Source organism: Luminiphilus syltensis NOR5-1B (assembly GCF_000158175.1).
GTDB lineage: Bacteria > Pseudomonadota > Gammaproteobacteria > Pseudomonadales > Halieaceae > Luminiphilus > Luminiphilus syltensis.
Genome location: NZ_DS999411.1, coordinates 1,045,035 through 1,064,017 on the forward strand (window position 1 = coordinate 1,045,035; position 18,983 = coordinate 1,064,017).

The following is an 18,983-nucleotide window of genomic DNA, read 5'->3' on the forward strand; positions in this document are numbered from 1 at the left end:
GAGGCGACCCTATGCCAGCTCAGACGTTCAATTCGCTGCTGATCGCAGAGCGCATACTGCTCGGGGATGTTGTCGCCTGTGCGGCGGAAGGGGTTTGGGGGCTGAGCTGTGATCCTTTCGATGGCGATGCCGTGGAGCAGGTTCTGGCATTGAAGGGGCGGTCGGTCAGCAAGGGGCTTATTGTAGTGGCTGCGGACGAATGGCAGCTCGCCCCCGTGCTCGGGCATTTGGATCGCAGTTTACGACAGGAGCTTTCCCTGTCGTGGCCCGGAGCCAATACCTGGCTGGTGGATAATCATGGGGTTTTTCCTCGTTGGATAACAGGGGATTCGAACGAGGTGGCGGTCAGGGTCACAGCGGCCCCGGCGCTGGCGGCATTATGCCGGGCCGTTGGCGGCCCGCTGGTATCGACATCCGCCAACCCCGCCGGCGCAGATCCCGCAAAATCTGCCTTCCAGGTCGTCAGGTATTTTGGCCCTGATTTGCCTCGTGCAGCGAGCGCGGTCAACAGGAATGCTGGTCCGTCAACGATACGACGGGCAAAAACCGGCGAAGTCATCAGAGCATAATCAAGTTATTACGAGGCCTTAGGGGGACGCGTGGACGCTAAAGCAGTAGAACACTATTTGAGAGACCTTCAGGGTCGGATTTGTGATGGGCTTGCCGAGATTGATGGCGCCAAGACATTCACCGAGGAAAGCTGGGATCGTCCTGAGGGCGGCGGCGGCACTACTCGTGTCATTGCCGACGGTAACGTGTTTGAAAAAGGTGGCGTCAATTTTTCCCATGTCACCGGTACCAACCTTCCGCCTTCGGCTACCGAATCGCGCCCCGAACTGGCGGGACGCAGTTTTCGCGCCATGGGTGTTTCCCTGGTCATACATCCGAAAAACCCCTACGTGCCCACCTCACATGCGAATGTACGAATGTTTGTTGCCGAAAAACCAGGCGAAGAGCCCGTGTGGTGGATGGGCGGCGGCTTCGATTTGACCCCCTATTATGGCGACGCGGATGACGCGGTGTCCTGGCATCGGACTGCACAGGAAGCTTGCGAGCCGTTTGGGGATGATGTGTACCCGCGGTTCAAAAAATGGTGCGATGATTACTTTTACCTCAAGCATCGGCAGGAGGCGCGGGGTGTTGGTGGTCTCTTTTATGACGACCTCAATGAGTGGGGTTTTGACCGTACCTTTGCCTTTATGCGCAGTGTTGGCGACGCCTATCTGGAGGCTTACGCCCCTATTGTTCGTAAACACAAGGACGATGCCTACGGCGAGCGCGAGCGTCAGTGGCAGCTGTATCGTCGCGGGCGTTATGTGGAATTCAATCTGGTATATGACCGCGGAACCTTATTCGGACTTCAATCCAACGGACGCACCGAGGCTATTTTGATGTCCCTCCCGCCGCTCGTGAGGTGGGACTACAGCTATCAGCCGGAGCCGGGTACGCCTGAAGCGTCCCTGCTCACTGATTTCCTTCCGGCCAAAGACTGGCTGGCCGGTCAACCAGCACGCTGACGTGACAGGCCTATATTTGTGGATGCTGCAGTGAGTCAAACCCGGGTCGAGAAAGTTGTCTCGCCAGCATCCTATGCGGTGTTTGGTAATCCCATCAAGCACAGTAAATCACCGGTGATACATCGTGCGTTCTCGGAACAGTTCGAGCATGAATTGTCTTACCGCGCGGTGCGGGTGGGACTTGATGATTTTGAGGCGGCCGTCGAGCGTTTTTTTGATGGGGGGGGTTCGGGTCTCAACGTGACCGTGCCCTTCAAGGAGCGGGCGTTTGCCCTCGCCGACGAGGCCAGCCCGCGGGCCGCGCGCGCGGGTGCCGCGAACGTGCTGTTGCCACTCGGTGACGGCATACTTCGTTGCGACAACACGGACGGCCTGGGTCTGGTGCGCGATATGGTCGCCAACAACGGCTGGAATGTGACGGGGCGGCGCGTACTCATCCTGGGTGCTGGAGGGGCTGTTCGGGGTGTTTTGCAACCGCTACTGGGGGAGCGACCCCACTCGGTGGTCATCGCCAATCGGACCAGTACAAAAGCTGAAGTATTGGCAAAGGATTTTGCTGACATGGAGGTTCCGATTACCGGAGGGGGCTATACGGAGCTGGAAGGCCAGACCTTTGATCTCATCATTAACGGTACCAGCGCCGGCTTGCAGGGCGACCTCCCGCCGTTGCCCGCGAACCTGCGCGTCTCAGAGAAGTGCTGTTGCTACGACATGGTGTATGGCAGCGAGCCCACTCCCTTTATGCGTTGGTCGGCGGCCCACGCCGCATGGGCGATCTGCGACGGCCTCGGCATGTTGGTAGAACAGGCGGCCGAGAGCTTTTATTTATGGCGCGGTCTTCGTCCCGCCACCGGTCCGGTCATCAAGGATCTGCGCAATCAGCTCTGATCCCTATTGAGATAAGTATTTTTCAGATTGACGTAATTCCCGGCGCTGTAGCTGAGAAACTCCCGCTCCTTATCGGTCATCTCGCGCATTTGTCGCGCTGGGCTTCCCCCGTAGACGTAGCCACTGGGCAGGTGTTTTCCCGGGGTTACCAGGGCCCCTGCCGCGATCATTACTTCGTCTTCCACCACAGCCCCGTCCATGACGATGGCGCCCATCCCAATGAGCACCCGGTTGCCAATGGTGCAGCCGTGGAGCAGGGCACGATGGCCAACGGTGACTTCACTGCCGATGGTGAGCGGGAATCCGTCCGGGTTGAAATTGCCCGCGTGGGTAATATGCAGTACTGAGTTGTCCTGGATATTGGTTCGGTTTCCAATGGTGATTCGATGCATGTCAGCGCGCACGGAACAATGGGGCCAAATGCTGACGTCGTCGCCGAGGGTGATGTCTCCCAGGACAACGGCAGAGGGGTCGATCATTACCCCAGAGCCGATGGTGGGCACCCAGTCACCAAAGCGCCGTATATTATCTGAAGGGGTGTAGTTGGCATCGTTCATAGTGTGTCCTCAAGGGAATGGCCTGTAAGCTTGCTAATATCCTGCCTGTATCAGGAGGAAAGGTCGACGATGGAAGAGTTAACAGGAAGCAAAGCTACCCGCCGCTTCATAGCGGGCGCGGTATGCCCGCGCTGTGCCGCCATGGACAGGATAGTGGTGAGCGCCGATGGCGAGACCCGCTCTTGTATTGATTGTGGCTTTGAGGATGGCCGGCCCCAGGATGCGGCGCCCAATGCGGTGCCTACTCGGGTGACTCGGGCGGCATCGCGACGCACGGAAACGCAGGCCGAGCCCATCCGAATGTTGGTCGAAGGCGGCCCAAAACCCAAAAAGCCGACGAACTAACCTATATGTAGTATGCCGATTTTCTTCTGACACTATATCTGGGGTAGGCGCGGACAGGATCGCCCGATTCTCTGCCGGCGGGCATATTTGACGCCTAAAGCTGTGATTTTCAAGGGTTTTCGTTATAATCGCGGCCGCAGCACCGGCTGGCCTCTTGCGGGCGAGCATGGGCTGCACAGCGCACGCCTCTGGCGGCGCGACATTTGGGGGGAAGTAAACCGGAAAGTAGCCCGCGACGTTGTCAGGAAGTCAATTCCATAGCGTGGCGGTTGAGCGCAAATCCCTCCCGTGCGCATCACTGGAGAGACTAGATGTCATTCAAAAAGATAGTGCAGGCCGTAGCCAGCGCGACGCTGGCTCTGGCGTCGAACTTCACAGCGGCGCAGGAAAACCAACTGAATATGGCTCGTGGCGTGACCGAGCTCGGCAGCGAAATTTATGACCTGCACATGCTAATCCTGTGGATTTGCGTCGTGATCGGCCTCGTTGTTTTCGGTGTGATGTTTTATTCAATTATTTTTCACCGGAAGTCCAAAGGTTACAAGCCTGCCAACTTTCACGAGAGCACCAAGGTTGAAATCGCCTGGACGGTGGTGCCCTTTCTAATCCTGATTGGCATGGCCGTGCCGGCCACTTCAACCCTTCTCGAGGTGTACAACAGCGACGACGCTGAGATCGATATTCTCGTGACCGGTTATCAGTGGAAGTGGAAATACGAATACCTCGATGAAGACGGTGAAAATATTTCGTTCTTCTCCAATCTGAGCACTCCACAGTCAGAGATCTACAATACTCAGGAGAAGAACCCCAACTACCTGCTCGAGGTTGATGAGCCGGTGGTTATTCCAGTGAATACCAAGGTGCGTTTTCTCCTTACGGCGAATGATGTTATTCACTCCTGGTGGATGCCGGAGCTGGGCGTTAAAAAAGACGCAATTCCCGGGTTTATCAATGAAGCGTGGACGATTGTGCCGCAAGAGGGCGTCTACCGGGGCCAGTGCACCGAGCTTTGTGGTGCTTACCACGGCTTTATGCCGGTGGTGGTTCATGCGGTGAGCCAGGCGGAATACGACGAGTGGCTGTCAGCAAAGCGCGCCGATGCCGAAGCCCAGGTGGCGATGGCCTCTATGGATCTCAGCCTTGACGATCTGATGAGCAAAGGTGAATCCATCTACAGCGGTCAGTGTGTGGCCTGCCACGGCGCCAACGGCGAGGGGGGTGTGGGCAAGCCTATAGCGGGCAGTGCCATCGTCCTCGGCGACCTTACGAAGCACCTTGGCGTTACCACCAAGGGCGTGCCGGGTACGGCGATGCAGGCTTTTGGCAGTCAGTTGAGTGATGTTGATATCGCGGCAGTCGTGACCTATCAGCGAAACGCATTTGGCAACAACACGGGCGACATTGTTCAGCCGTCCGATGTTGTCAGCTACAAGAACGGTTAATCGAAGGAGATAGCGATGGGCGACCATTCTCACGGCCCCGCCAAGGGCTTGTCACGTTGGTTATTTACGACCAACCATAAAGACATTGGAACCATGTACCTGTGGTTTTCGTTTGCGATGTTCATACTCGGCGGTGCGTTCGCCATGATTATCCGCGCCGAGCTGTTCCAGCCCGGTATGCAGCTGGTCGAGCCGGGCTTCTTCAATCAGATGACCACCCTGCATGGGTTAGTGATGGTATTTGGCGCGATCATGCCGTCTTTCGTGGGGCTCGCCAATTGGATGATCCCCATGATGATTGGTGCGCCGGATATGGCGCTCCCGCGGATGAATAACTGGAGTTTCTGGATTCTGCCGCCCGGGTTCCTGATGCTCGCCTCCACCCTGTTTATGGAAGGTGGTGCCCCCGCGTTTGGCTGGACCTTCTATGCGCCACTATCGACCACTTACGCGGCGCCTTCGGTAACCTTTTTCATCTTTGCGATCCACGCCCTGGGGATCTCGTCGATTATGGGGTCGATTAATATCATCGCCACCGTAATGAACATGCGCGCTCCGGGCATGACGTACATGAAGATGCCCCTGTTTGTGTGGACCTGGTTGATCACGGCATTCCTTTTGGTTGCGGTAATGCCGGTTCTCGCCGGTGCTGTGACCATGATGCTGATGGATATCCACTTTGGCACCAGCTTCTTTTCCGCGGCGGGCGGCGGCGACCCCGTATTGTTCCAGCACATTTTCTGGTTCTTCGGTCACCCCGAGGTCTACATTATTATCCTCCCCGCCTTTGGCGTTGTTTCACAGATTATCCCGGCGTTTTCCCGCAAGCCGCTGTTCGGCTACGCATCAATGGTGTATGCCACCGCGGCAATCGCTTTCCTGTCATTTATTGTGTGGGCGCACCACATGTACACGGTGGGTATGCCGGTCGCAGGTGAGTTGTTCTTCATGTATGCGACCATGTTGATTGCCGTACCTACCGGTGTGAAGGTGTTCAACTGGGTCACTACCATGTGGCAGGGCGCGTTGTCGTTTGAGACACCCATGCTCTTTTCAATCGGCTTTTTGGTGCTGTTTACCATCGGCGGTTTTACCGGCCTGATGCTGTCAATCGCACCGGCGGACTTCCAGTACCACGATACATACTTTGTTGTGGCGCATTTCCACTACGTGATGGTGGCGGGAGCGGTCTTCAGCATGACGGCAGCGGTGTACTATTGGCTGCCGAAGTGGACGGGTAAGATGTACAACGAGTCGATGGGTAAAATCCATTTCTGGATTTCCTTCGTCGGCTTCAACATCGCCTTCTTCCCCCAGCATTTCGTCGGCCTTGCGGGAATGCCCCGTCGCATACCGGACTACGCGCTACAGTTCGCCGACTTCAATATGATGTCATCGATCGGTGCGTTCATTTATGGCGCGTCGCAAATCCTGTTCCTGTACAACGTTGTGGCCACCATTGTTGGCGGCAAGACGGTCAGTGACGAAAAGGTTTGGGATGGTGCCGAGGGACTGGAGTGGACCGTGGCAACCCCCGCGCCTTACCACACCTTCGAAGTGCCACCGAAGATTGATCCGGCTCACGCGCACTCTTAAGCCGAGAAGCCGTGATCCGAATCGCTGCCAATCCAGCCCTGGACACCGTCATCAAATTGGTGGCGGTGTCGTGCGCTATGTTTGCCTTCGTTTTTGTGGTTATGGTGCCGCTTTACGACGTGCTGTGTGATGCCCTCGGAATCAACGGCAAAACCTCTGGAGAGGCGTATTCCGCCGTTCCTGCCGTCGTCGATGAAAGTCGGACGATTACGGTTCAGTTCATCACAAATAATGCAGCGGACATGCCCTGGGAGTTTGCACCGTCGGTTACCGCACTCAAGGTTCATCCCGGTGCGGCGACAGACACGGTTTTTTTTGCTGAAAACGTGACGAACCATGCGATGGTGGCGCAGGCGATACCCAGTGTTTCACCCTCGCGCGCAGCGGAATATTTTTTGAAAACCGAATGCTTTTGTTTTAACCAGCAGCCGCTGGATGCGAAGACTAGCGCGGAGATGCCGCTGCAGTTCATCGTCGATCAGGAGCTTCCTGAGGATATAAAGACAATCACGCTCTCGTACACTATCTTTGATGTTACCGAGCGTGCGGGCGAGGCCCTTGCCTCGCGCTAATCCGGGCCTGGGGGGCGCGGAAAAAACCATGGAGAGAAAAAATGTCCACTAGTCAGACCCAGCCAGCGGGCTACGAGAAGTATCACGTCCCTGAGAGTTCGAGCCTTGCGATTCGCGCCACCATTGGTTTGGTTGGTTCGGTATTCGGCGGCGGGCTCGTACTCAACAATATGACCTTTGGCTCGGGCGACGCGGGTGCTGCCAAATGGGTGTTGACCATTGGACTCATTATTTTCGTCGCTACTCTCGCCAGCTGGTTTCGTACCACGATTCGGGAGAATTTGCAGGGAATCAACAGCGGCCAGCTCAAGCACAGCTATGTGTTGGGCATGTTCTGGTTTATTTTCTCCGAAGTTATGTTCTTCGCCGCCTTTTTCGGGGCGCTGTTTTACGTGCGCACACTTGCGGGCCCCTGGCTTGCGGGTGAGGGCGAAGCAGGGCGTATGAACGAGCTGTTGTGGCCCGGGTTTGAGTTTACCTGGCCGCCGATGATCACTCCCCAGGAAGCGGTCGGCGGGACCGATGTCCAGCCCATTGCCAATAACGGGACCTTTACCACGCAGGGCCAATCCATGTCGTTTGCAGAAGCGAGCGCCTGGTACGCCTGGCTGCCGCTCTGGAATACCCTGATCCTGCTGTCCTCGAGTTTCACGGTTCATGTGGCGCACACAGGCCTGCTGGCGGGCAATCGATCAAAATTCAACCTGTGGTTGGGTATCTCTGTGGCACTGGGCATGATCTTCGTTGCGCTGCAGGCGCTTGAGTACTACGAGGCGTACGCCCACTTTGGCCTGACACTTAACTCGGGTATTTACGGATCAACCTTCTTTATGTTGACGGGTTTCCATGGCTTCCATGTGTTCATGGGCATGACCATGTTGCTCATTCAGCTGATTCGCAGCCTCAAAGCCAAGCATTTCACGGCATCCGATCATTTTGGCTTCGAAGCGTCGAGCTGGTATTGGCATTTCGTCGACGTGGTCTGGGTTTTCCTTTTCCTCTTCGTCTATATTTTGTAGCGGCGGAACCCGACGACGAAACGGGCGCGAGTGCGCCCGTTTTTTTTAACGGGGTGTCAGTGTTCGAAAGTGCTCAGGGTTGTTGGAAGACCGTCCCTTCGGGCCCGGCATCCCAGGGGTTTTTATGCCCCAACTGGCCCGTAGCGACGCCATAAATGATGACCAGTATCAGCCCCGAGGCGAGAGCGAGGCGTATACCCAGCGACGTGACCAGGCGTCGCTTTTCCTTATTGCCCTGATCGGCCATCAGGAAATAGAGACCGCTGCCCAGACTCGCAACCAGCGCCACCATAAAGCCAATGATTAACACTTTGAGCAAAACAACCACCACCGGGAGAATGAGTGCCTCAGTTTAGCGCACAGTTAGGTCCGCTACGCTTCGATTTGGAGTGGCGTCTGACTTTGTTCACTCTTTTGTTGTTGCCGTTTCTGGTGTTTCTCGGTTTTTGGCAGCTCGATCGCGCTGAAGAAAAACGTGTGTTGGCGGAACGTTACGCGCAGCGGACGGCACTTCCCCCGATATCGGTCAGTCGGTTGGTGCGGGAGTTGCCACGGGTTGAGTGGGCAGACCGCCAGGTCAGTGTGCGCGGGCGCTTTGCCGAATCTCGTTATTTACTGCTGGATAATCGCTTGCGGGACGGCCGGTTTGGTTACGAGGTAATAGCTTTGCTTGAAACACCGGATCAACTTGTTCCGATTAATTTGGGTTGGGTCGCGGGTGACCCTGCGCGCCGTACTCGACCCGATATCGAACTGCCGGAGTATCCCAACGAGCTTCAGGGCAGGGTCTATCTACCCGCCGGTGAGGCTTATGTTCTTGAGCAGGACGCCGCCCCCCAGGCTTTGCCTGCCCTGATACAAAGCTTTGATGCTGCACGTTTGGCGGAGCCCCTCTCAACACTCCTGGATAGCACCGTTGCTCCATTCGAGGTGCGTGTGAGCAGCGATCATCCGCTGGCGTTTCGTGCCGACTGGCAAGTCGTTAACGTGAGTCCCGAAAAGCACACGGGATATGCGGTGCAATGGTTTACCATGGCGGTGGTGCTTGGGTTGGCGTTTCTCTGGCGCAGTTCAAACTGCGGGAATCTGATCGCACGTGTATTTGCCAGCCGAGCTTAAGGAAGTTTATGTCTGAACCACGAAAAACCAACAGTTCCGGGCGAATGGTGTTACTGCTGATCGCCGGTATACCCGTGATTATGGTGCTGTCCGCATCATGGCTGTGGTATTTCGTGGTTGAAGGCAATCTGGATCTGGTGGGCTCACTGGGAACATCGAACAACGGTACCCTTGTTGAACCGCCGCGGCAGATAAATACGGTGACATTCCGCGATGATGCGGGAGGCGCGTTTGTCTGGACGGATCTGGAGCCGCGCTGGACGCTGCTGGTGGCCAATGGACCGCAAACCTGTGATGCCCGTTGCGAGAAACGGCTTTACACGGTCCGCCAGATTCACATAGCGTTGGGCAAAAACTTCAACCGCGTTCGCCGGGTATTCGTCGGCGCCACCGAGCTTGCGACGATTCAGGTTGCGATTGATCAGGGGGTTTCCGGCCGTCGGGCCGAGGTCAGCGATGGCCCATTGCTCACTTATATGGCGGCTGCTCACCAGGGCCTGGTTCCCCTGTCGACCTCCGAGGAGACGTTTGCTGAACTTTTTCCCGAGCTCGACGACAATGCGGCACAGTGGTATCTCGTGGACCCTGCGGGTTGGATAATGATGCGCTTTGATGACCAGCTTGATTACAAAGCGGTGATTTCCGATCTCAAATTTCTGCTCAAGAATTCTGGTGACTGACCCGATGACAGCGTCCGTGCAAACCCACCCCGCCGGTCAGGCCACCTGGCATGATTATCTCGAGCTCACCAAACCTCGAGTGGTGGCGCTTATGATCATCACGGCGCTGATTGGCATGTGTATGGCGGTTCCCGGATGGGTGCCCTGGCAGCCCTTGGTTATGGGTAATCTCGGTATTGCCCTCTGCGCCGGCGCCGCGGCGGCGATCAATCATATTGTCGATGAGGCGATTGATCAGCGCATGGCCCGAACTCGAAACCGACCTGTGGCCCAGGGTCGAGTCAGCACCCGGAATGCGGTCCTTTTCTCGGCGTTACTCACCGCCGTTGGGGTCGTCATCCTGGTGGTATGGGTCAACGTGATAACGGCGGTGCTGACGGTGGCGAGTCTTGTTGGCTACGCGGTGGTTTACACCATGTTTTTGAAGCGTGCGACACCCCAGAACATTGTTATTGGCGGGTTGGCCGGTGCAGCGCCTCCCTTGTTGGGGTGGACCGCCGTCACCGGTGAAATCCATGGCCATGCGCTGTTGCTGGTGCTGATCATTTTTGCCTGGACGCCCCCGCATTTCTGGGCGCTGGCTATTCACCGGCGCGAGGAATATGCGGCGGTGGGTGTTCCCATGCTGCCGGTAACCCATGGTGTTCGTTTTACCGCATTGCAAATATTGCTCTACACCATTCTGATGGTGCTGATCTCCCTGCTGCCTTTTGCCACAGGGCTTAGCAGTTGGCTCTATTTGGCGGGCGCGCTCGTGCTCGGGGCTGTCTTTATGTATTGGTCGGTGGAAATCATTCGTGACAAAAATCCTGCGGCACCTATGGCCACCTTCAAATACTCGATCACCTATTTAATGGTGTTGTTCATTATCATGCTTGTGGATCACTGGATGTTGGGGGGCGGCGTACTATGACCAGCCAAACGAGACGCAATGTCTGGCTCACGGTTGCACTGGTTTTACTGTTCATCGCTGTGGTGTTGGTAAGTTTTGTTAATCGAATTCAGCAGCCGCGAATCATGTCGGCAACCGAGATGCGAGCCAATGGTTTATTCCTGTTTGAAACGCCTAGGGATCCAGGTGATTTTTCGCTGATCGATCACAACGAGATCGCGTTTATTCCGGAGCGCCTTGAGGGCGTTTGGACGCTACTGTTTTTTGGCTTCACGCACTGCCCCGACATTTGCCCAACGACCCTGTCTTTTCTCGCCGATCTTCACGAGCAACTCGCGTCAACCGAGGCGAAAGACACACAGGTCGTTATGTTATCGGTGGATCCCGCCCGTGACACACCGGAACGCCTGGCGAGTTATGTACCTTATTTTGATCCGGACTTTATCGGTGTGACTGGTGAGTTTATCGATGTTCTGGGATTTTCCCGAAGCTTTAATGCCCCCTTCCGCAAGGTGACCCTCGAAGATGGCAGTTACCAAATTGATCATAGCGCCAATGTGGTTCTGGTCAATCCCAGAGGGGATTTCCATGGCTTTTTTCGAGCGCCTCTCGATCTCGCAAAAATGAAAGTGACCTACCGGTCCGCACGCGCACTTTGGGAGCGATGAGACCATGACCGATAAACGGCTGATACTGGTCGATGGTTCTTCTTATTTATTTCGTGCGTATCACGCCTTACCACCACTGACCAACTCAAAAGGCCTGAATACCGGTGCGGTCAAGGGCGTTATCGGCATGATTCGCAAGCTGCTCGCTGATTATCCCGACGATCAGGTTGTGGTTGTTTTTGATGCCAAAGGTCCCACGTTTCGCAACGAAATCTATAGCGAATATAAAGCCAACCGACCGCCAATGCCCGATGAGTTGCGCGAACAAATAGAGCCGATCCACGGCATTATCCATGCCATGGGATTACCCCTGCTTTGTGTTCCTGGAGTGGAGGCCGACGACGTTATTGGCACGCTGGCCGCCCGAGCAGCCGACGCGGACCGGCCGGTACTCGTGTCTACCGGCGATAAAGACATGGCGCAGCTGGTTAACGACCATGTCACCCTGGTCAATACAATGACCAATACCGTGCTCAACCGCGATGGTGTTGTGGAAAAATTCGGCGTGCCTCCCGAACTCATCATCGATCTGCTTGCACTGATGGGGGATAAGGTCGACAACATACCCGGCGTCGCCGGTGTTGGTGAAAAGACGGCACTGGCTCTGTTACAGGGGATCGGTGGTGTGGACGCCATTTATGGTGCGCTCGATCAAGTGGCCGACCTTTCTGTGCGCGGCGCCAAAACCCTCGCCGCCAAACTCGAGAAGCATCGTGATGAGGCCGAGTTGTCTTATCGGCTGGCGACCATTGAAACTGACTGTGATTTACCGCTGAGCGAGGAAGACCTGGTCTCTGCCGCCCCTGATCGCGATGCATTGATTGGTTACTACCAGGACATGGAGTTCAAGGCCTGGCTCGATGAGCAGTTGTCCGACGACGCTCCCGAGGATCACCTGGAAGCGGACGCCGATAGTGACCACGATGGCGATACGCTGGAAGTGATCGTGATTGACGAGATGTCAGTACTCGACCAATGGTTCGACGACATCAAAGCCCGCGGATTTTTCGCTTTCGATACCGAGACCACGAGTCTTAATTACATGCAGGCGCGACTGGTAGGTTTTTCCATGGCGATTCGGCCCGGCACGGCAGCTTATGTGCCGCTGGGACACGACTACCCGGGAGCCCCTGACCAGCTCGATTTCGAGCAGGTGCTGGCTAAGCTAAAGCCCATTCTCGAGAACGCGGATATTCTCAAACTCGGCCAGAATTTAAAGTACGACAGCAATATTCTCTGCAATCACGGCATCACCCTTCGCGGGATCACGGAGGACACCATGCTTGAGTCTTATGTCCTCGATTCCGTGGGCACCCGCCATGACATGGACAGCCTTGCACTAAAGTATTTGGGGAGGGGTACTACCAAGTTTCAGGATATTGCAGGGAAGGGCGCGAAGCAGCTGACCTTCAATCAAATCGCATTGGAGCAGGCCGCGCCCTATGCGGCTGAAGATGCCGATGTGACCCTTCGTTTGCACGAGGTGCTGAGCCCCAAGTTGAAGGCGGTGCCCCGGCTGCACCAACTTTATGCCGAGCTGGAGGTGCCGCTGGTCGCGGTATTGTCTCGAATTGAGCGCAACGGCGCCTATATTAGTCGCCAGAGCCTGGCGGATCACAGCCATGAGCTTGCGGGGCGACTGGAGTCACTCGAAGCGCGCGCCCAAGAACTCGCCGGGCAGGCCTTCAATTTGGGCTCGCCCAAGCAGTTGGGAGAAATTCTCTTCGACAAGCTCGGCCTGCCGGTGATCAAGAAGACCCCAAAGGGTGCGCCGTCTACCGCCGAGGAGGTGCTTCTGGAGCTGGCGGAGGATTATCCGCTGCCCTCGGTATTGATGGAGTATCGCAGCCTCAGCAAGTTGAAATCGACGTATACGGACCGCTTACCCGAAGTGATCGACCCCGACACCGGTCGGGTACATACCTCTTATCATCAGGCGGTGACCGCTACCGGTCGACTCTCGTCTTCCGACCCCAATCTACAGAACATACCGATTCGAACCGAGGAGGGCCGCCGTATCCGGCAGGCCTTTGTCGCGCCTGAGGGCCGGCGAATTCTCGCTGCGGATTACTCGCAGATTGAATTGCGGATCATGGCGCACCTGTCTCGCGATGCGGGTTTGTTGCGCGCCTTCTCCGAAGGGCTGGACGTGCACAGCGCAACCGCCGCCGAGGTTTTTGGTGTTGAGCTCAATGACGTCACTGTGGATCAGCGGCGCAAAGCCAAGGCCATCAATTTTGGTTTGATTTATGGCATGTCGGCCTTTGGTCTGGCGCGGCAGTTGCACATTGGTCGCGGTGAAGCGCAGGAGTATATCGAGCGGTATTTCTCCCGTTACCCAGGCGTTGCGGATTACATGGCTCGAACCCGGGCTGAGGCCCATGAACGCGGTTATGTTGAAACCCACTTCGGCCGGCGGTTGCAACTACCGGAGATCAACGCCAAAAACAAACAGCGACAGCTCGCCGCGGAGCGTACGGCCATCAACGCACCAATGCAGGGAACTGCCGCCGATATCATTAAAAAAGCAATGATTGCCGTCGATGCCTGGCTGCAGGATTCGAGCCTCGATGCCTTACTGATAATGCAGGTCCACGATGAGCTGGTTTTCGAGGTGGCCGAGACCGCGGTTGCCCAGCTATCGGAAGCGCTGCCCTCGTTAATGGCGGATGTGGCCGCGCTGGAGGTACCGCTGTTGGTGGAAGCCGGCGTTGGCGCGAATTGGGACGAGGCCCACTGAAAGGCCGTTAGCGGGGATTCTGGTTCAATCTCCTGCTGAAGGGTCTTCGTCCAGTGGTATTGGGCCCTCTTCATCGAAAACGCTGTCGTCGCCCAGCCAGCGATTCAATGTCTTCTCCAGAGAATCGAGCCCCTGCTTTTTGAGGGCGGAGAAAAGCTGCACGCTGATGAGACCGCCAAAACTGGCGAGCTGCCCCTGCAGCTTCAACAAAGTATTTTGGGCGGGGCCGCGCTTGAGCTTGTCGGCCTTGGTGAGCAGGATGTGTACCGGCATACTCGCCGTCGCCGCCCAGTTGATCATTTGGTCATCCTGATCGCGCATCGGGTGGCGAATATCCATCAGTAGAACCAGCCCCCTCAGGCTTTGCCTGTGTTGCAGATACCGCTCGAGCTCCCGATTCCACTTTTCTTTCATCGCCAGCGGAACCTTGGCATAGCCGTATCCGGGCAGGTCAACCAGTCGTCTATCCGGGCCGACGTCAAAGTAGTTGATGAGTTGTGTACGCCCAGGGGTACGGGATGTGCGTGCCAGCTTTTTGTTGCCTGTTAAGGTATTGATGGCGCTGGACTTGCCTGAATTCGATCGCCCTGCAAAAGCGACTTCTGATCCACTATCGTCCGGTGAGTTTTCCAGTTGGCTGGCGCTCTGAAGAAAAACCGCCGAACGAAAGTCGATTCGCGGTGTCTGAGTCGTTTCTGGGGCCGGGGTGTGCATAACTGGCTTTGTCGATAGAACGGTGTCGACTATAATACACGCCAAGCGCAAGCCCAGAGGGGGTTTGCGCTATTAGATTGGCTTGGCAAAAAACCGCCATTTGAGAGGAATTTATGAATTCAGGTCGTATTTTGCGTCGGATGTCTGCACCCGCTACCTTTGCACTGGCTTGTGCATTTGTCACTCCGGCCATGGCTGACGATGTCGACATGGCTAAGTACAGTGCTTCCTGTGCAGCGTGTCACGCAGTGGGCGTTGCTGGCGCACCCAAAACCGGCGATGCAGCTGCGTGGGCGCCCCGTCTTGAGAAAGGGATGGACGCGCTTGTTCTTTCTGTGAAAAACGGACTTAATGCAATGCCTCCGGGCGGCCTGTGCGCCGATTGCTCCGATGAGGATTACAAAGCGTTAATCACCTATATGTCGACGGCCCAGTAACGCCGCCGGATACGAGGACTTTTTGATGTTCCAACGAATCGTGGGCCGCTGTTTTGCGGCTATTTCTTTGTCTTTTGCGCTGGTCACGGTCGCCAGTGCCGCGACAGGCGTTAAAGGTGACCCCGAGTCAGGTTCGAAGATGGTGGCAACCTGTGCCGCCTGTCACGGCGCCGATGGTAATAGCGCTGTGCCCAATTTTCCCAAGCTGGCGGGTCTCGGAGAAAAGTATCTGCTCAAGCAAATGAAGGATATACGGAGCGGTCTGCGCCCCGTGGCGGCGATGGCAGGGCAGGTCGACAATCTGAGTGACCAGCAATTGGCTGATATCGCTGCGTTTTATGACAGCCAGGAGCGCACCCGCGAGATGGCCGACCCCGACCTGGTTGATCTGGGACGCTCAATTTACATGGCCGGTATCGCTGACCGCAAAGTGGCGGCTTGTTCCGGATGTCACAGCCCCACAGGAAAGGGCAATGGTCCCGGTGGTTTCCCCGGGCTTGCGGGGCAGCACGCCGATTATCTGGCGGCACAATTGAAGATGTTCCGTAAAGGCTATGAAGATGACAGCGGTCGCGTTAACGATGGCGACAGCAAGATTATGCGCACCACGGCGTTCGAGCTGAGCGATCTTGAGATCGAAGCTGTTGCCAGTTACGCCTCGGGTCTGCAATAAGGCATTTCGGGCGCGGACAGGGAGAGTAGTAATGGGACAGGTGTTTAAGGCGTTTTCAGTAGCAGCGATGCTTACGCTAATCAGCTTTTCTTTCGGTGTTTCGGCAGCGGAATGGAAAGAGGGTGAGCACTACGATGTATTGAAGCCGGGATTTCGTGCCGGTGCTTCAGATACCATAGTCGTGACTGAATTCTTCTCCTATGGCTGTCCGCACTGCTTTACCTTTGAGCCCATGCTAACGGCCTGGAGCAAAACCCTGCCGGAAGGCGTCGAACTACAGCCCTCGCCAGTGATTTTCAATGCTTCGATGCAGTTGCACGCCAAGGCTTTTTACGCGGCTGAAGTGCTGGGTGTCGTCGACACGGTGCACCCCGCGCTGTTTAAAGCGATACATGTGCAGCGCCAGCGGTTGGCCAGTAAGGACGAGATCAGGGGCATTTTTGTCGCCAATGGTGTCGACGGTGAGGAATTCGATAACGTTATCGACTCTTTCGGTGTGTCGAGCCAGGTCCGGCAGTCGGACGCCCGGGTGCGCGCCTCCCAAATTAGTGGCACTCCGTCGATAGTGGTTAACGGCAAATACCGGGTGTCCGCCCGCAAAGCGGGCAGTCAGGCCAATATGCTGAAGTTGGCGGATCACCTGATTGCCATGGAGCAAGGCCAGATTGAGTGATTGACTAACGGGTCAGCTCAGGCCGAAGCCCGCCGTGTGCGGGCTTTTTTGTGGCTCATTGCAGATTTTCAGGAGTCGTCCATCTCCCCGCGCAGGCCTTGTTCCCGCGAACCTGTGATGAACTGTCCGTATGATAAAAGCGCGTTAGTCGTGCAATGGCAGCGCTGTGCGATGGATGACGCGACGAAGCTCAAAACTCGAATGCACCCCGGTGACGCCGGAAATCCGAGTGAGCTTTCCAAGTAAGAAACGCTCGTAGTGTTCCATATCCCTGACCACGGCTTTCAGCAGGTAGTCGGCGCTTTGCCCGGTGACAACGCTGCACTCAATGATCTCCGGAAACCCTGCGACCGTCGTTTCAAACTGATCAAATCGATCGGGTGTGTGTCGATCCATCGTCACACCAAGGTGGGCGGTCAACGACAAGCCCAGCTTTTTTTGGTCCAGCAGCGCCACCCGTCCGGTAACAATACCCTCGTTTTCAAGGCGTTTTATACGCCGCGCACACGGTGTTGCGGATAGCCCCACCTTTTCTGCCAGTTCCAGGTTGCTCAGCGAAGCGTCTTCCTGAAGCAGCTTCAATAGGCGAATATCAGTTCGATCGAGATCAGGTAGCATTATTTCCCTAATATATGAACAATAATTAGTTAAATATAGCAACTAATAAGCCATTGGCAATAATATTTGGTTTATTCCACTCGTCGAAGTGCTCTATCATAGCGGCCTATTACCGATGCAAAATGACGTATGGAACGTGTTATGAGCCACGCAGTGACGTTTAATCACAACAAATATCGCCCCTTCACGCCGGTATCGAAGCCGGATCGACGGTGGCCGGATCAGGCCATCACCACCGCACCTGACTGGTGTAGTGTCGATCTGCGCGATGGCAACCAGGCCCTGGTCGAGCCCATGAATGCCCAGCAGAAACTGCGTCTTTGGGATTTGTTACTGTCGGTGGGTTTTAAGCAAATCGAGGTGGGTTTCCCCTCGGCGTCCAGCCACGACTTCGCCTTTCTGCGACAATTGATCGAGGAAGATCGGATTCCTGAAGATGTCACGGTTCAGGTACTGACGCAGGCTCGTGCGGATTTGATAGGGCGTACTTTTGAGGCCCTCAAAGGTGTCCGGCGCGCTGTGGTGCACTTTTACAATTCCACGTCGACGGTCCAGCGCCGAGATGTGTTTAAGCTTGACCGTGAAGGCATCAAGCGCATCGCCGTCGAGGGGGCGCGATTGGTAAAAGCCGAGGCGGCTCAACATCCAGAGACCGAATGGGTGTTTGAATATAGTCCCGAGAGTTTTACCGGCACCGAACTGGATTTTGCGGTTGAGGTCTGCGATGCCGTCAACAGTGTGCTGGAGCCGACCCCGGAGAACCCCGTAATCATCAATCTACCCGCTACCGTAGAGATGAGCACACCCAATGTCTATGCGGATCAGATCGAATGGTTCTGCGATCACGTTACCCATCGCGAGGCGATCAAGATTTCGCTGCATACCCACAATGACCGTGGCTGTGCCGTAGCGGCCGCTGAGTTAGGCGTTATGGCGGGTGCCGATCGTATTGAAGGCACGCTCATGGGCAATGGAGAGCGGACAGGCAACATGGACATCATCACCATGGCGATGAACCTGTACAGCCAGGGTGTGGACCCCAAACTCGACTTCGGACGGATGGACGAAGTGATCGCCGTGACGCGGGAGTGTACCCAGTTACCGGTACACCCCCGCCACCCCTATGCGGGTGAACTGGTCTTTACCGCGTTCTCCGGCAGCCATCAGGATGCCATCAATAAATGCCTCGCGCGGCGATCGCCCGACGAGCCCTGGGACGTTGCTTATCTGCCGATCGACCCCGCTGATATTGGTAGAAACTATCAGGAGGTCATTCGCATCAACAGCCAGTCGGGGAAAGGCGGCGTTGCCTATGTGCTTCAGCGTGACTATGGCCTCGAATTACCACGGTGGCTGCAGGTTGATTTCAGTGCTGCCGTTCAGGGACTCGCCGAGTCCAGCGAGTCGGAGGTGGGCTCTGAGGCTATTTACCAGCTGTTCACGGATACTTATCTGAACAGCCGTAATGGATGGTCCCTGGGCAACTATCAGTTGCAGCGCGAGGGCGAGGTCGATGCGTTGACAGTGACGCTCCACCACGGAGGTAAGGAGCTCACGGCCACCGGTCGTGGTAACGGCGTTGTCGATGCTTTTGTCGACGCGATGGAGTCCGTCATCAATACCCGGGTGGTTCTGGTCGAATACAGCGAGCATACATTGGGACAAAGCGCCGACGCAGAGGCGGTGTGCTATATCCAGCTGAATATTGACGGCGAACGCCCCTGTGGCGTCGGTCGGAGCAACGATATTGTTCATGCATCGCTGGCGGCTATTCTCTCAGCACTCGATGGCAGCGGTATAGCCATGACAAAAGCAGCCTGAGGGCTCTCCAAA

21 protein-coding genes are annotated in these 18,983 nt (G+C 56.1%); 17 read left to right on the plus strand and 4 right to left on the minus strand.

Going from position 1 to position 18,983, the window contains the following annotated elements:
- Nucleotides 1-11: 11 nt before the first annotated feature.
- The 3 genes from NOR51B_RS04670 to aroE are packed head-to-tail and all read left to right on the plus strand — an operon-like array spanning nt 12 to nt 2,405.
- Nucleotides 12-569: an L-threonylcarbamoyladenylate synthase gene (locus NOR51B_RS04670; protein WP_009020390.1), complete on the plus strand. Its 558-nt coding sequence runs from the start codon at nt 12-14 to the stop codon at nt 567-569.
- A gap of 30 nt (nt 570-599) precedes the next feature.
- Nucleotides 600-1,517, plus strand: coding sequence for an oxygen-dependent coproporphyrinogen oxidase (gene hemF, locus NOR51B_RS04675; RefSeq protein ID WP_009018929.1), 918 nt, complete (start codon nt 600-602; stop codon nt 1,515-1,517).
- A 30-nt stretch (nt 1,518-1,547) separates the two neighbouring features.
- Nucleotides 1,548-2,405 carry a shikimate dehydrogenase gene (gene aroE, locus NOR51B_RS04680; protein WP_154647602.1) on the plus strand — a complete coding sequence of 286 codons (858 nt, stop codon included), beginning with the start codon at nt 1,548-1,550 and terminating at the stop codon, nt 2,403-2,405.
- Here the strand turns inward: aroE and NOR51B_RS04685 are convergent.
- Entirely contained in the window at nt 2,396-2,962 is a 567-nt protein-coding gene (locus tag NOR51B_RS04685; protein ID WP_009019187.1) for a gamma carbonic anhydrase family protein, read from the minus strand. The genes aroE and NOR51B_RS04685 overlap by 10 nt on opposite strands.
- A gap of 69 nt (nt 2,963-3,031) precedes the next feature.
- Here NOR51B_RS04685 and NOR51B_RS04690 point away from each other — a divergent pair, with 69 nt between their 5' ends.
- The 5 genes from NOR51B_RS04690 (at nt 3,032) to NOR51B_RS04710 (ending at nt 7,936) form a co-directional block, all read left to right on the plus strand.
- The gene (locus tag NOR51B_RS04690; RefSeq protein ID WP_009021593.1) at nt 3,032-3,307 is read left to right on the plus strand and encodes a YheV family putative metal-binding protein; all 276 of its coding nucleotides are present in this window, start codon (nt 3,032-3,034) and stop codon (nt 3,305-3,307) included.
- Nucleotides 3,308-3,618: 311 nt separating this feature from the next.
- Nucleotides 3,619-4,749: a cytochrome c oxidase subunit II gene (gene coxB, locus NOR51B_RS04695; protein ID WP_009020842.1), complete on the plus strand. Its 1,131-nt coding sequence runs from the start codon at nt 3,619-3,621 to the stop codon at nt 4,747-4,749.
- A 15-nt stretch (nt 4,750-4,764) separates the two neighbouring features.
- Nucleotides 4,765-6,345, plus strand: a complete 1,581-nt coding sequence (gene ctaD, locus NOR51B_RS04700) for a cytochrome c oxidase subunit I (RefSeq protein ID WP_009019067.1) — start codon at nt 4,765-4,767, stop codon at nt 6,343-6,345.
- A gap of 11 nt (nt 6,346-6,356) precedes the next feature.
- Nucleotides 6,357-6,917 carry a cytochrome c oxidase assembly protein gene (locus tag NOR51B_RS04705; protein ID WP_009019751.1) on the plus strand — a complete coding sequence of 187 codons (561 nt, stop codon included), beginning with the start codon at nt 6,357-6,359 and terminating at the stop codon, nt 6,915-6,917.
- Between the two features lie 41 nt (nt 6,918-6,958).
- Nucleotides 6,959-7,936, plus strand: coding sequence for a cytochrome c oxidase subunit 3 (locus tag NOR51B_RS04710; protein WP_009021227.1), 978 nt, complete (start codon nt 6,959-6,961; stop codon nt 7,934-7,936).
- 73 nt (nt 7,937-8,009) lie between these two features.
- Here the strand turns inward: NOR51B_RS04710 and NOR51B_RS04715 are convergent, their stop codons facing one another.
- The gene (locus tag NOR51B_RS04715; RefSeq protein WP_230198498.1) at nt 8,010-8,264 is read right to left on the minus strand and encodes a DUF2909 domain-containing protein; all 255 of its coding nucleotides are present in this window, start codon (nt 8,262-8,264) and stop codon (nt 8,010-8,012) included.
- A gap of 14 nt (nt 8,265-8,278) precedes the next feature.
- On the opposite strand from NOR51B_RS04715, the gene NOR51B_RS04720 reads away from it, so the two are divergent.
- The 5 genes from NOR51B_RS04720 to polA are packed head-to-tail and all read left to right on the plus strand — an operon-like array spanning nt 8,279 to nt 14,035.
- On the plus strand, nt 8,279-9,055 hold the full coding sequence (locus tag NOR51B_RS04720; RefSeq protein ID WP_230198404.1) for an SURF1 family protein: 777 nt from the start codon (nt 8,279-8,281) through the stop codon (nt 9,053-9,055).
- An 8-nt stretch (nt 9,056-9,063) separates the two neighbouring features.
- Nucleotides 9,064-9,735: a hypothetical protein gene (locus NOR51B_RS04725; protein WP_040481785.1), complete on the plus strand. Its 672-nt coding sequence runs from the start codon at nt 9,064-9,066 to the stop codon at nt 9,733-9,735.
- A gap of 4 nt (nt 9,736-9,739) precedes the next feature.
- Nucleotides 9,740-10,648 (plus strand): heme o synthase, encoded by a 909-nt coding sequence (gene cyoE, locus NOR51B_RS04730; RefSeq protein WP_009021215.1) that lies wholly within the window; start codon nt 9,740-9,742, stop codon nt 10,646-10,648.
- Nucleotides 10,645-11,295 carry an SCO family protein gene (locus NOR51B_RS04735; RefSeq protein ID WP_009021210.1) on the plus strand — a complete coding sequence of 217 codons (651 nt, stop codon included), beginning with the start codon at nt 10,645-10,647 and terminating at the stop codon, nt 11,293-11,295. The genes cyoE and NOR51B_RS04735 overlap by 4 nt, the downstream gene beginning before the upstream one ends.
- Before the next feature lie 4 nt (nt 11,296-11,299).
- Complete coding sequence (gene polA, locus NOR51B_RS04740; protein WP_009019231.1) at nt 11,300-14,035, plus strand: DNA polymerase I; 2,736 nt, start codon at nt 11,300-11,302, stop codon at nt 14,033-14,035.
- A 24-nt stretch (nt 14,036-14,059) separates the two neighbouring features.
- Here polA and yihA read toward each other — a convergent pair whose 3' ends face one another.
- Entirely contained in the window at nt 14,060-14,749 is a 690-nt protein-coding gene (gene yihA, locus NOR51B_RS04745; RefSeq protein ID WP_009019515.1) for a ribosome biogenesis GTP-binding protein YihA/YsxC, read from the minus strand.
- 113 nt (nt 14,750-14,862) lie between these two features.
- On the opposite strand from yihA, the gene NOR51B_RS04750 reads away from it, so the two are divergent.
- From NOR51B_RS04750 to NOR51B_RS04760, 3 genes are read left to right on the plus strand one after another with little or no spacing between them, the layout of a single operon-like run.
- Nucleotides 14,863-15,186, plus strand: a complete 324-nt coding sequence (locus NOR51B_RS04750) for a c-type cytochrome (protein WP_009019278.1) — start codon at nt 14,863-14,865, stop codon at nt 15,184-15,186.
- Nucleotides 15,187-15,211: 25 nt separating this feature from the next.
- Nucleotides 15,212-15,859 carry a c-type cytochrome gene (locus tag NOR51B_RS04755; protein WP_009019457.1) on the plus strand — a complete coding sequence of 216 codons (648 nt, stop codon included), beginning with the start codon at nt 15,212-15,214 and terminating at the stop codon, nt 15,857-15,859.
- Between the two features lie 31 nt (nt 15,860-15,890).
- On the plus strand, nt 15,891-16,532 hold the full coding sequence (locus NOR51B_RS04760; protein ID WP_009020642.1) for a thiol:disulfide interchange protein DsbA/DsbL: 642 nt from the start codon (nt 15,891-15,893) through the stop codon (nt 16,530-16,532).
- Between the two features lie 144 nt (nt 16,533-16,676).
- On the opposite strand, the gene NOR51B_RS04765 is transcribed toward NOR51B_RS04760, so the two are convergent.
- Entirely contained in the window at nt 16,677-17,150 is a 474-nt protein-coding gene (locus NOR51B_RS04765; RefSeq protein WP_009021299.1) for an Lrp/AsnC family transcriptional regulator, read from the minus strand.
- A 141-nt stretch (nt 17,151-17,291) separates the two neighbouring features.
- Here NOR51B_RS04765 and leuA point away from each other — a divergent pair, with 141 nt between their 5' ends.
- Complete coding sequence (leuA, locus tag NOR51B_RS04770; protein ID WP_009020729.1) at nt 17,292-18,971, plus strand: 2-isopropylmalate synthase; 1,680 nt, start codon at nt 17,292-17,294, stop codon at nt 18,969-18,971.
- Nucleotides 18,972-18,983 lie beyond the last annotated feature (12 nt).

Coding starts and splice junctions, on each gene's coding strand:
- NOR51B_RS04670 (WP_009020390.1), top strand. CDS start 12: ATGCCAGCTCAGACGTTCAATTCGCTGCTGATCGCAGAGCGCATACTG.
- NOR51B_RS04685 (WP_009019187.1), bottom strand. CDS start 2,962: ATGAACGATGCCAACTACACCCCTTCAGATAATATACGGCGCTTTGGT.
- NOR51B_RS04690 (WP_009021593.1), top strand. CDS start 3,032: ATGGAAGAGTTAACAGGAAGCAAAGCTACCCGCCGCTTCATAGCGGGC.
- coxB (WP_009020842.1), top strand. CDS start 3,619: ATGTCATTCAAAAAGATAGTGCAGGCCGTAGCCAGCGCGACGCTGGCT.
- ctaD (WP_009019067.1), top strand. CDS start 4,765: ATGGGCGACCATTCTCACGGCCCCGCCAAGGGCTTGTCACGTTGGTTA.
- NOR51B_RS04710 (WP_009021227.1), top strand. CDS start 6,959: ATGTCCACTAGTCAGACCCAGCCAGCGGGCTACGAGAAGTATCACGTC.
- NOR51B_RS04725 (WP_040481785.1), top strand. CDS start 9,064: ATGTCTGAACCACGAAAAACCAACAGTTCCGGGCGAATGGTGTTACTG.
- cyoE (WP_009021215.1), top strand. CDS start 9,740: ATGACAGCGTCCGTGCAAACCCACCCCGCCGGTCAGGCCACCTGGCAT.
- NOR51B_RS04735 (WP_009021210.1), top strand. CDS start 10,645: ATGACCAGCCAAACGAGACGCAATGTCTGGCTCACGGTTGCACTGGTT.
- polA (WP_009019231.1), top strand. CDS start 11,300: ATGACCGATAAACGGCTGATACTGGTCGATGGTTCTTCTTATTTATTT.
- yihA (WP_009019515.1), bottom strand. CDS start 14,749: ATGCACACCCCGGCCCCAGAAACGACTCAGACACCGCGAATCGACTTT.
- NOR51B_RS04750 (WP_009019278.1), top strand. CDS start 14,863: ATGAATTCAGGTCGTATTTTGCGTCGGATGTCTGCACCCGCTACCTTT.
- NOR51B_RS04755 (WP_009019457.1), top strand. CDS start 15,212: ATGTTCCAACGAATCGTGGGCCGCTGTTTTGCGGCTATTTCTTTGTCT.
- NOR51B_RS04760 (WP_009020642.1), top strand. CDS start 15,891: ATGGGACAGGTGTTTAAGGCGTTTTCAGTAGCAGCGATGCTTACGCTA.
- NOR51B_RS04765 (WP_009021299.1), bottom strand. CDS start 17,150: ATGCTACCTGATCTCGATCGAACTGATATTCGCCTATTGAAGCTGCTT.
- leuA (WP_009020729.1), top strand. CDS start 17,292: ATGAGCCACGCAGTGACGTTTAATCACAACAAATATCGCCCCTTCACG.